Here is a 12,053-nt window from a genome sequence, read left to right on the forward strand (position 1 = left end):
ATGGCTCAAACACTAATAGAAAAGATATCACAGAAATTCACAGTTGGATTAGGAAAAAATCACGAAGTTCACGCAGGTGATTATCTTTCAATCAAACCCGCTTATGTAATGACGCACGATAACACAGGTGCAGTAATTCCGAAATTCAAATCCATCGGAGCAACAAAACTTTTTAATCCACGACAAGTAGTAAACACTCTTGATCATAATGTTCAGGATAAATCTGAAAAGAATTTGGAGAAGTACAAAAAGATTGAAGAGTTTGCTAAATCAATGGGTGCGGATTTCTATCCCGCTGGGCGTGGAATTGGTCATCAAATAATGTGTGAAGAAGGTTATGCTTTTCCAGGTACGATGGTTGTTGCTTCTGATTCACACTCAAATATGTACGGCGGATTAGGATGTCTTGGAACTCCAATTGTTCGAACAGACGCTGCAGCAATATGGGCAACAGGCAGAACCTGGTGGCAAGTTCCTCCGATTGCAAAAGTTGAATTAAAAGGCAGCTTACGACAAGGCGTAACAGGTAAAGATGTTATCATTGCTTTGTGCGGCTATTTCAATCACGATGAAGTATTGAACCATGCAATAGAATTTGTTGGTGATGGAATTCGTTATTTAACAATCGATGAGCGATTAGCAATCGCAAATATGACAACGGAATGGGGTGCACTTGCCGGTGTCTTCCCTATCGATCTAGCAACAATTCTATGGTTAAAGAAACGAGAAAGATTTATTGAGCATCGCGAACTTTGGGAATCCATCACTTCGGGAGAAGGAGTTTTTTCTGATGCTGATGGGAAAGGGATTCATCCAAGAATAAATCATAAACGAATTGAAGAATTGGAACATAACATACCACAAGCAGATGCTGACCTGCCTGACGGCAAGGCAGGTGCTTTTTATGCAAAAGAATTAACAATTGATTTATCGACTGTAGAACCTTTTGTTTCTGGACCAAACACTGTAAAAACTTATGCTGCTGTTTCAGAACTAAGAGAAAAAAATATTACAATCAACAAGGCGTACCTTGTTTCCTGCGTAAATAGTCGTGTTGATGATATTGCAGAAGCTGCTGCAGTTGTTAAAGGTAAAAAAGTTAATCCGAATGTAAAGCTCTATATAGCTGCTGCATCGAGTGAAGTTCAGAAAGAAGCAGAACGCTACGGTTACTGGCAATCTCTGATTGAAGCTGGTGCAATTCCACTTCCGCCGGGCTGTGGACCTTGTATTGGACTTGGAACTGGTTTACTGGAAGATGGTGAAGTTGGAATATCTGCAACTAACAGAAACTTCAAAGGAAGAATGGGTTCTCCAAATGCACAAGCTTATCTTGCATCTCCTGCAGTTGTTGCTGCATCTGCAATTTCCGGCAAGATTGACTACGATTGGAAAAATAAAGAACATCGCGAACTAAAAGGCTCAATAAAGATCAATCAGAAAAAAACTGCAACAAAATCTTCTGTAAAAATTATTGACGGTTTTAAACCAGTTGTTGAAGGAGAATTAATTTTCTGTCATCAAGATAATATGAATACAGATGGAATTTATCCCGGCAAATACACCTACAATGATGATATGACTCCGCAGCAACAGGCAGAAGTTGTGATGGAAAATTACGACCCGGAGTTTGTGAAGATTACTAAGGCTGGAAATATTCTTGTTGGTGGATTTAATTTTGGAACAGGTTCATCCCGTGAGCAAGCTGCAACGGCGTTAAAGTATAAAGGTATTCAATTAGTTGTTGCCGGAACATTTAATGAAACTTATAAACGCAACGCACTAAACAATGGTTACTTGTTAATTGAGTGTCCACAGCTCGTAAATGATTTAAAAGCAAAGTATGGAAAAGAAAAACTAACTGTAAAATCAGGAATGAACATAAAATTAGATTTTAAAAATTCATCTTTAACATTTGATAACAAAACTTATTCTATCGATCCAGTTGGGGAAGCAGCACAAGAGCTTATTGTTACTGGGGGATTGGAAGAGTGGGTTAAGAAGAATCTTTAAGACAATAGCACGCAGATGACACAGATTTTGCAGATCAGCGCGGATCAGTCTCATCTGTGTCATCAGCGTGCCATTTTAAAAGAATGTGAGCTTGATGAAAATTCAGTTGTTCGGAATTTCCCTGCAACTTCATAATATTGGTTAATGAATCTAGAAAAAGGATAGTAAAATAGTTATGAAAAATAAATCCTTGATTCCTACTGAAAGTTTAATGAATAAAATTCTTGTAATCAGAAATCAAAAAGTTATTCTGGATAGAGACCTGGCAATATTATATGGAGTAGAAACCCGTGCATTAAAGCAAGCAGTTATTAGAAATGAAAAACGCTTTCCGTCTGATTTTATGTTTCTACTCAATAACAAAGAAATTGGGAAGATGGTATCACAAAATGTGATACCATCTAAAAGTTATTTCGGTGGAGCAAATCCAATGGCTTTTACAGAACAAGGAGTTGCAATGCTATCTTCGGTTTTAAAGAGCGAAAGAGCAATTGAAGTAAATATTCTAATTATGCGTGCATTCGTAAAGTTAAGAGAAATAATCTATACACATAAAAAAGTTGCAGATAAATTAAAAGAGTTAGAAAACAAATTTAAAGATCACGATGATCAGATAACTCAAATCATTCAGGTAATAAATCAACTAATGACTCCTCCTGATCCACCCAAAAAGAAAATTGGTTTTACATTAGATTAACTTTTAAGAAAAATAAAATATTAAACAATTCAACAATCAAACAATAGAAGTATATGAATAAATCAATCTTAAGAACAATATCGAAATTGAATATAAATTAAGAAATATAACATAAACATTAAACAAATAGATGGCATAACAAAATGTGATACCATTAATAATGGAAATCACTAATTGTGATGTCCAAAAAACAGAAAAACAATAAAAGAAGAAATAGCATCTCTTTAGATATGTCATTAGAACATAAACCAAACTCCGAAATAATCCTTTACCAAACTGAAGACGGGAAAACCAAAATTGAAGTCCGTTTGGAGAATGATACTGTTTGGTTAACGCAATCTCAAATAAGTGAATTATTTCAAAAAGCAAAATCAACAATTAGTGAACATTTAAAAAAGATTTTTGAAGAAGGTGAGCTTGATGAAAATTCAGTTGTTCGGAATTTCCGAACAACTGCCTCAGATGGCAAAAAATATGTAACTTCTTATTATAATTTAGATGTTATTATTTCGGTTGGTTATCGTATAAAATCATTGCAAGGCACAAAATTTCGCATTTGGGCAACACAACATCTTAAAGAGTATCTTATAAAAAGGATTTACGCTTGATGACGAAAGACTAAAAGCCGGTGGTTATCTATATAAATATTTCGAAGAACTCCTTGAACGTATTAGGGATATAAGAACTTCTGAAAAAAACTTTTATTATAAGGTACGCGAGATTTATGCTTTATCTGCTGATTATAATGCTAATGCTGAATTAACACAAAAATTTTTTGCTACTATTCAAAATAAATTTCATTGGGCAGTTCATCATCATACTGCTGCTGAACTTATTGTACAAAGAGTAAGCGTTGATAAACCAAATATGGGATTGACTACATGGCAAGGTGCTAAAATCCGTAAACACGATGTGATTGTAGCTAAGAATTATCTTTCTTTAGATGAAATTAAACAGCTAAACTTGCTCGTTGAACAGTTTCTTGCTTTTGCAGAGTCTCAAGCACATCAAAGAAAAGTAATGTACATGAATGACTGGATAAAAAAACTAAATGACATTCTTATAATTAATGAAAGAGAAATACTAGAAAGCCCCGGTAAAATATCAAAAGAAGAAGCTGATGAAATCGCTTTCAAAGAATTTGAAAAATATAAAAAGTTAGAATCAGCAGAAGAAATTAAAAGACTTAAGGTGTTAGAAAAAGAAATTAAAAAACTATCGACAACATCTAAGAAAAAGAAAAAATAATTAAGCAATAAAACAATTCAACAATCAAACAATAGAAGTATATGAATAAATCAATCTCAAGAACAATATCGGAATTTGCAGTTAATCTGCAATACAAAGATTTACCTCAAAATGTAATTCACGAAGTTAAAAGATTTCTCTACGATTCAGTTGGCTGTGCGTTCGGTGGCTATCATACAAAGGATGTTAGAATATTACGTAACATCTATCACGATATGGGCGGAACAGATGAAGCAACAGTAATAGGATTTGGAGATAAAATTCCTGCTGTTAATGCTACACTTATAAACTCGCTTATGATTCGTGCTTTAGATTTTAACGATATTTACTGGAAAGAAGATCCATCGCATCCATCCGATTTAATCCCTGCTGCACTTTCGGTGGCTGAAATGGTTGGTGCGCCAATGGAAGAAGTGATAACTGCAATTGTTCTTGCTTATGAATTTGAACAAAGACTTTGCGAGTTTGCTGTGCCGGGAGTTCGTGAGCGCAAATGGCATCACGCAACTTTAACACAATTTGTTTCTCCAATTGTTGCTGGAAAAATTCTCGGTCTAACTGTGGATCAAATGGTAAATGCAATTGGAATAAGTGGAAGCCACAGTCACACTATCGGCTGTCCAACTGCCGGCAAATTAACAATGATGAAAAATACTGTTGATCCAATGGCAACACAAGCTGGAGTTTTTGCTGCTCTGATGGCAAAGCGTGGCTACACAGGAACCGAAGCTGTGTTTGAAGGCAAAGAAGGTTTTATGGATTGCTTTCTTGGTTATAATGTTAAAGATCAAAAAATCGAACCGCAAAGTATGAAAGGTCGTGATGGAGTTTCTGAGTGGAAATGGAATATTGATAAACTTATCGGTGGACTCGGTGAATCTTACAAAATTCTTGAATGCGGAATGAAAGCATTTCCAACTGAAGCATTAACACATACACATCTTTCTGCAACATTAAATGTTATAACAAAAAATAATATTAGTTATGATCAGGTTGAAACTGTTACGCTTACAACATTAGCACAAGCGTATGATATTCTTTTTGATCCGCATAAATATCGCCCTGAATCAAGAGAAACTGCAGATCACTCACTTCCCTATTGTGTGGCTGCAGCTTTGGTTGATCATAAAGTAACTACGCAATCTTTTTCAGATGAAAAATTAAAAGACTCAAGAATCTGGGCGGTGAGAGATAAAATTAAAGGTGAGCCTTCGGTAGAGTTTGAAAAGATGTTTCCAGCAAAACAGCCAAGCAAGGTTATTGTTAGAACGAAAGATGGAAGAGAATTTTCTGAGTATCTTGAATATCCAAAGGGTGATCCACGTGAACCAATGACGATGGAAGACCTTGATAATAAGTTTGATGCACTTTCATCACAACTGCTTGTTGCAGGTAGAAGAAAAGAAATTAAGGATGCAATCTTCAAAGCTGAATTGATGTCTACGAGAGAGTTTATGAAGAAATTAATTGTTTAATTTTTTAATTGTTTAATTGCTTTACTACTTTTTTAACAATTTAGCAGTTTAACAATTCAACAGTATGACAATTTAACAGTTCATCAATTAAAAATTTGATTCTTTATATTTTAAGGTTTAATTTTCTGACAGAATAATGACATTTTTTGGCATAGCCATCGTTAAGCGAAAGGAATACAATGCAAGCAATTATATACACAGAAGCACGTAATAAGCTCAATAAACTTATAGACAAAGTACATGAAAACAGCGAACCTTATCTGATTGTTGGAACTAAAGGCAGAAAAGATGCTGTACTAATTTCAAAAGAAGATTATGACAACATGGTTGAAAATCTTTATATCGTTAGTAATCCCAAATGGGTTAAGAGTATTAATAAAGGATTGAAAGAGCTTGAAGAAGGTAAGGGAAAAAGATTAAACATCCACGAAGCCCTATCCATCAATAAAGACGGAAAGAAAAGTTGGAGAAAATCCTAGAAGTAATTTGGTCGCCTGAATCACTAAAACAGAGAGATGAAATTGAAGGAACGAAATCCCCTGACTTATGTGAGCAATACTTCGCAAAAATAATTTTATTGATTGAAGATATTAAAAAAAATCCTTTCCGCGGTTTAGGCAAACCAGAACATCTTAAGCATGAGTTTCCTCCTTGTTGGTCACGAAGAATAAATAAAAAAGATCGTTTGGTTTACAGAATAAAAAAAAATGAAATAGAAATAGTTTCAATTTTAGGACATTACAATGATTAAAAATTTAAATAAATCATCTGCAGGCAAACGCGGCGATTTGGTTCGTTCCGATTGCTATTTCGAAATCGAGTTAAAAAATTCTGGCGGAATAAAAATCGATTTAAAAAGTAAAGTAAATGTGATGTATGGAGAATCAATCAAACAAGTGATTCTTGATATGTCCAAATTCTTTGGATTGAAAGATGCGAAGATTTTGTGTGAGGATAATGGCGCTCTACCCTTTATTTTGGCAGCAAGATTTGAACTTGCAGTTAAACGACTACTTCCTGAATTGAAGAAAGAATATCTGCTTCCCTTCCACGAAAATAATTTATACTCAACAAAAAAAGATCAACTACGAAGGAGTAGATTATATCTGCCGGGAAATGAGCCAAAGTTTTTCGTTAATGCCGGTCTTCATTCTCCCGATGGAATTATTCTTGATCTTGAAGACAGCGTTGCACCATCTGAAAAAGGTGCAGCACAACTTCTCGTAAGAAATGCTTTACGTTCAGTTGATTTTTATAGCGCTGAAAGAATGGTTAGAATAAATCAACTTCCAAAAGGATTGGATGATTTAAAATATATTATTCCTAATAATGTAAATGTTATACTTGTTCCTAAATGCGAATCCGCAGAACAAATTCATCAACTTGAAAAAGAAGTAGAGAAACTTAAAAAACAAGTCAAAGTTGAAAACCAAATTTACTTTATGCCGATAATTGAAAGCGCACTTGGAGTTATCAAAGCATACGAAATTGCATCTGCTTCAAAAAATAATTGTGCACTTGCAATCGGACTTGAAGATTACACTGCGGATATTGGAACTCAACGTACAAACCAAGGACGTGAAAGTATTTTTGCACGACAAATGTTAGTTAATGCTGCAAAAGCTGCTGGCATTCAGGCTATCGATACGGTTTTTTCAGATGTCGCGGATATGGAAGCATTAAGACAAAGTGTTATTGAAGCAAAGTCTCTTGGGTTTGAAGGCAAGGGTTGCATTCATCCAAGACAAATAAAAGTTGTTCACGAAGCATTTGCTCCAACTGCTGAAGAAATCGAAAAAGCTAAAAAAATTGTGCAGGCATTTGAAGAAGCAGAGAAAAAAGGACTTGGAGTTGTTTCACTCGGCAGTAAAATGATTGATCCACCGGTGGTTAAGCGTGCTATAAATACAATTGATTTAGCCATCTTAAATAATTTGTTAGATAAAAATTGGAAGAAAAAACAATAGTACGCTGATGGAACTTATTAATTATGATTTTTTAAGATCATAATTAATCATAATCATCATAAAAATCAGTGTACCATTTCTTAAAGGATTAAAAATATGAAACTAGTAAAAAACGCAACAGGAAGATTCGTTCCAACAGAAGTAAACGGAGAAATTCAAATTCCTTTTAAAGGAGTTGATAAATACAAACCAACAGGAGTAAAGGCAAAGCCTCTTATCCGTACTTGTATTGATTATCCAGCAGATGGAAATAAAGTAGTTAAAGATTTAAAAACCGCTTTAAAAAAAGCCGGACTAAAAGATGGAATGACAATTTCAACTCATCATCATTTACGCAATGGTGATGCAGTTACAAATATGTTATTCGATGCGATTAAAGAAATGGGAATAAAAAATATTCGCTGGTTTCCGACAGCATCTTTTCCGGTTCATTCTCACTTGATAAAATATTTAGAAGATGGAACAATTCATCATATTGAAGGAAGTATGAACGGTCCGCTTGGAAGATTTACAACTGAGGGAAAAATGCGCGGCGTTGGAGTGCTTCGTTCACACGGTGGAAGATACGCTGCTATTCAGGATGGTGAAGTCCACATTGATATTGCTGTTATACTCGCCCCGACTGCAGACCCATTTGGAAATGCAACCGGCGATCGCGGAAAATCTGCTTGCGGATTAATTGGATTTTCACTCGCTGATTCTGAGTATGCAGATAGAGTCATAATTGTTACAGATAATCTAATTCCCTTCCCTTGCGTGCCCTGGCAAATACAGGGCAATAATGTAGATTTTGTTGTTGAGGTTGAATCACTTGGCGATCCAAAAAAATTGTTAGCGGAACAACTGAAGTAACAAAATCACCAGATCGATTATTGATTGCTGAGTATGTTGCGGATTTTATTGAAGCAGCTGGAATTATGAAAGATGGGTTTTCACTTCAAGCTGGTGCGGGCGGAACTAATCTTGCTTTTGTTCTTTTCCTAAAAGAAAAAATGAAAGCTAAAGGCGTTAAAGCCAGATTTATGCGAGGCGGCAGTACAAAGTATTTAGTCGAGATGTTAGAAGAAGGGTTAACAGATTATATTCTTGATGGACAAACATATGATCTTGAAGGTGTAAGAAGTATGCGTGAGAATGCAAACCATGTTAATACTTCCCCTTTTACAAGTTATAACTTCCATGGTAAAGGAAATTTTGCTTCAATAGTTGATACTGCTGTTCTTGGTGCAACAGAAGTTGATGTAAAGTTTAATGCAAATGTTGTTACGCATTCTGATGGATCTTTATTGCATGGAATTGGTGGATGGCAAAATTGCTTGTATTCAAAATGTACAATACTTGCTATTCCATCTTTCAGAGATCGCATTCCAGTTATCGTGGATGATGTTACTACTATTTGCGGACCTGGTGAATTGATTGATGTTATCATTACAGAACGAGGAATTGCAATTAATCCAAAACGAAAGGATTTATTGAAAGCAGTTAAAGGTTCTGGACTTCCAATAAAAGATATCAAACAAATCAAAAAAGAAGTTGATGAAATTTGCGGCGGTGCTCCAGCAAAACCAAAAGTAAATAAAGAAAAAGTTGTTGCAATTATTAAATGGGTTGATGGAACAGTTTTGGATTCTGTTTTTCAAGTTGAAAAATAAGACAATGGCACGATGATGACGCGGATTGAACAGATTAACACTGATAAAAAATAGCTGAATGGAGATGACAGATTTTATTACTGTCATCTCCAAAAATCAAAATATCATTTCATAAAAATCATACTTCTACTAAATTCAAGATCACCAACTTTCATTCTGTATAAATAAATTCCACTTGATAATTCTGATGCATCAAATTGAACTTCGTGAACGCCGGCAGTCTCAATTCTTTCCACTAATGTCTTAACTTCTTTGCCAAGCACGTCATAAATTTTTATCGTGATAAATTTTTTTTCAGGTAATTCATATCCAATAGTTGTCGTAGGATTAAATGGATTAGGATAGTTTTGATTTAATTTAAAATCAGTAGTACCTAAAAATTTAACTTCAACTTCTTTTGAATATTCGAACGAACCATCGTAATCATTTTGTTTCAAGCGATAAAAATAATTTCCACTCTCAAAAGGTTGATCAATAAATTCATAATTATGCTGTTCTGAAGTAGTCCCGTTCCCTTCAGTAAACCCAATTGTACTCCAGTTTCTTTTTGTATCGCCATTTGTTCCTTCGAAAGAAGTTGTTCTTTGAATTTCGAAGCCTCTGTTATTTTTTTCTGTTGCAGTCTGCCAGTCAAGATAAATTTTGCCGTCAATCGAAGCAGCCGTAAAACTCGTAAATTCAACCGGCACAGTAACGGTTGAATCATCAATCAATGCAGTCCAAACACTAAGATTGGAGCCATCAAGTCTCATCCAAATCGGGTAAACTTTTTTATTGAAAGCGGCAATATTAGTATAATCACCAAAGAAGATACCGGAATTAGGAGTGAAAGATGTTTCACTCACTTTAAAATTTTCAAAAGTATTTCCACCATCGGTTGAACGAGCAACGTAAACATCGGTTACAGAGCCTGTTGTATTTCTTCTATCATAAAAAACCGTATAGATTGCACCGGTAACCGGGTCAACAGTCATCCAAACAAAAAACTGATGCCGTGTAGTTGCGTCGTTATTTACACGAACAGGTGAGTTCCAGGTCTGCCCTTCATCGGTTGATTTGGCAATAAATATATCAGTATCACTTACCCCATTACTTTGATCTGACCAGCAAACATAAACATTCCCTCGGTAAGGTGAATGGCTGATATCGGCTGCAGTAATTGGCAATCCATTACTGCGCCAGATTCCAGGTATTGCATAGTCCCACCCGCCCGGAAAATCAGCAACAAAAATGTCCTGTCCAAAAGTTACTCCTCCATCGGATGATTTATCAAACATCAAGCCCAATGGACCAGCCCAGCTAACATAAATTTCTCCGTTTGGTCCAACTGCTGGAACTGCACCTTCAACCGTGTTATCGCTGTCAAAACAATCCCCCCCTCTGTCACTTAAACGAACAGGATCAGACCATGTGATTCCATGATCGGTTGAACGGGAGAATAAAATCCTCGAACTATCGCTCGAACTTCCGCTTCCATAATTATCAAACTCCGTCCAGCTCACGTACATATTATCACGATAAATGGATTGTGTCATATCAGTTGCAATCCATTCTTTATCCTGATTTTTCGGGTTGTTAAAACCAATGCCTGCGCCATCGTTCCATGTCATTCCATTATTTGTTGAACTTTGAATTACGATACGATCAATCCAGTAGCCGCTGTTTGGATTAGAAAGATGTCCATAATAAAGATTTCCTAAACTGTCGAACAGAACGCAGGGATCACCCCAAACGCCAAGCGTAGAGTTCATGAGGCTTTGCGTCCAGGTTTGTCCGCCATCGGTTGAGCGATAGAAGTAAGAAATGTTTGCACCTGCCGCAAGCACATTGGGATTAACTGGATTCACAGCTATTGTAACTTCCTCTGGATCAGTGCTGCCCGCATTATTGATTTTTACATTTTGGTATTGAGCGGTAATCGAACTCATCATTAAGATGGAAAATGAGAAAAGCAAAAATAATTTTGAAGAACTTTTCATAATATTTCTTTCATAAAATGGAGTGCCTAAAACTGAATTGCTTGTTGAAAAGATTTCAAATTTCTGAAAATATGTTCAGTTTGAATTATCAAAATATTTTTAACAAACAATCTTTTTTTTATAACGAAAAATAGCTGTACTCATTCAGTATTAAAAATTAAATATTTTTCCAGATTTAGCACTGAACGCATAAGAGATTATATTTACAACAAAAAATAATTATAAAAGGAAAATGCTTTGCAAACCAAACTTGATATTGCTAAAAACTGGCTGCCTCGTTATACAGGGACACAACTTGATGAATTCGGTGATTACATGCTGCTCACAAACTTTAATAACTATGTCGAAAAATTTGCAACAAAATTTACGTGTGATATTAAAGGCATTGGCAGACCAATGCAAACCGCGACAAACAGCAGTGGTTTGAGTATCATCAATTTTGGAATGGGTTCGGCAAATGCTGCAACGATTATGGATTTGCTCGTTGCTCGCCATCCAAAAGCTGTTTTATTTTTAGGTAAGTGCGGGGGCTTAAAGCATTCCACCGAAATAGGTCACTTTATTTTGCCGATAGCTGCAATCAGAGGAGAAGGCACAAGTAATGATTACGTACCAAAGGAGGTTCCAGCAATGCCATCTTTCAAATTGCACAAATTTGTTTCAAATAAAATTTGTGAAAAAGGTTTTGATTACAGAACCGGTGTCGTTTTTACCACTAACAGAAGGGTGTGGGAATGGGACGAAGAGTTTAAGGATTATTTAAGAAAGCTTTACCCGATTGCAATTGATATGGAGACCGCCACGTTATTTATAGTTGGGCTCGTTAACGAAATCCCGCGAGGAGCGCTACTCTTAGTTTCTGACGTGCCGATGATTCCTGAAGGAGTTAAGACCGAAGAGTCTGACAAAAAAGTTACTGAACAATTTTCAGACTTACACCTTCAGATAGGGATTGAGGCTATGACTGATCTTGGAGTTAATGGAGAGCAGATAAAACATTTCAAATACTGATTTAATTTTTT

The 12,053-nt window shown here is 35.6% G+C and carries 8 protein-coding genes and 2 pseudogenes; 9 read left to right on the top strand and 1 reads right to left on the bottom strand.

Features of this window, described 5'->3' with window-relative positions:
• The 8 genes and pseudogenes from lysF to IPH11_01350 all read left to right on the top strand — a co-directional run bounded on the left by lysF (position 1) and on the right by IPH11_01350 (position 9,052).
• Entirely contained in the window at positions 1 to 2,013 is a 2,013-nt protein-coding gene (lysF, locus tag IPH11_01315; protein ID MBK6912371.1) for a homoaconitase, read from the top strand.
• Positions 2,014 to 2,188: 175 nt separating this feature from the next.
• Positions 2,189 to 2,710 (top strand): ORF6N domain-containing protein, encoded by a 522-nt coding sequence (locus IPH11_01320; GenBank protein MBK6912372.1) that lies wholly within the window; start codon positions 2,189 to 2,191, stop codon positions 2,708 to 2,710.
• A gap of 230 nt (positions 2,711 to 2,940) precedes the next feature.
• Positions 2,941 to 3,958 (top strand): annotated as a pseudogene (locus IPH11_01325) (virulence RhuM family protein).
• 41 nt (positions 3,959 to 3,999) lie between these two features.
• Positions 4,000 to 5,433, top strand: coding sequence for an MmgE/PrpD family protein (locus IPH11_01330; protein MBK6912373.1), 1,434 nt, complete (start codon positions 4,000 to 4,002; stop codon positions 5,431 to 5,433).
• Positions 5,434 to 5,612: 179 nt separating this feature from the next.
• Positions 5,613 to 5,912, top strand: a complete 300-nt coding sequence (locus IPH11_01335; GenBank protein MBK6912374.1) for a type II toxin-antitoxin system Phd/YefM family antitoxin — start codon at positions 5,613 to 5,615, stop codon at positions 5,910 to 5,912.
• Positions 5,913 to 5,917: 5 nt separating this feature from the next.
• Positions 5,918 to 6,184: a Txe/YoeB family addiction module toxin gene (locus IPH11_01340; protein ID MBK6912375.1), complete on the top strand. Its 267-nt coding sequence runs from the start codon at positions 5,918 to 5,920 to the stop codon at positions 6,182 to 6,184.
• Positions 6,177 to 7,400 (top strand): HpcH/HpaI aldolase/citrate lyase family protein, encoded by a 1,224-nt coding sequence (locus tag IPH11_01345; GenBank protein MBK6912376.1) that lies wholly within the window; start codon positions 6,177 to 6,179, stop codon positions 7,398 to 7,400. Before IPH11_01340 ends, IPH11_01345 begins: the two co-directional genes overlap by 8 nt.
• Positions 7,401 to 7,496: 96 nt before the next feature.
• A pseudogene (locus tag IPH11_01350) lies at positions 7,497 to 9,052 on the top strand (citrate lyase subunit alpha).
• 104 nt (positions 9,053 to 9,156) lie between these two features.
• Here the strand turns inward: IPH11_01350 and IPH11_01355 are convergent.
• Complete coding sequence (locus IPH11_01355; protein ID MBK6912377.1) at positions 9,157 to 11,031, bottom strand: T9SS type A sorting domain-containing protein; 1,875 nt, start codon at positions 11,029 to 11,031, stop codon at positions 9,157 to 9,159.
• 237 nt (positions 11,032 to 11,268) lie between these two features.
• On the opposite strand from IPH11_01355, the gene IPH11_01360 reads away from it, so the two are divergent.
• Positions 11,269 to 12,042 carry an AMP nucleosidase gene (locus IPH11_01360; protein MBK6912378.1) on the top strand — a complete coding sequence of 258 codons (774 nt, stop codon included), beginning with the start codon at positions 11,269 to 11,271 and terminating at the stop codon, positions 12,040 to 12,042.
• The last annotated feature ends 11 nt before the right edge of the window (positions 12,043 to 12,053 follow it).

The sequence above is a fragment of the Ignavibacteriales bacterium genome, from assembly GCA_016709155.1.
Taxonomy (GTDB): domain Bacteria; phylum Bacteroidota; class Ignavibacteria; order Ignavibacteriales; family Ignavibacteriaceae; genus JADJEI01.

Coding starts and splice junctions, on each gene's coding strand:
- lysF (MBK6912371.1), top strand. CDS start 1: ATGGCTCAAACACTAATAGAAAAGATATCACAGAAATTCACAGTTGGA.
- IPH11_01320 (MBK6912372.1), top strand. CDS start 2,189: ATGAAAAATAAATCCTTGATTCCTACTGAAAGTTTAATGAATAAAATT.
- IPH11_01330 (MBK6912373.1), top strand. CDS start 4,000: ATGAATAAATCAATCTCAAGAACAATATCGGAATTTGCAGTTAATCTG.
- IPH11_01335 (MBK6912374.1), top strand. CDS start 5,613: ATGCAAGCAATTATATACACAGAAGCACGTAATAAGCTCAATAAACTT.
- IPH11_01345 (MBK6912376.1), top strand. CDS start 6,177: ATGATTAAAAATTTAAATAAATCATCTGCAGGCAAACGCGGCGATTTG.
- IPH11_01355 (MBK6912377.1), bottom strand. CDS start 11,031: ATGAAAAGTTCTTCAAAATTATTTTTGCTTTTCTCATTTTCCATCTTA.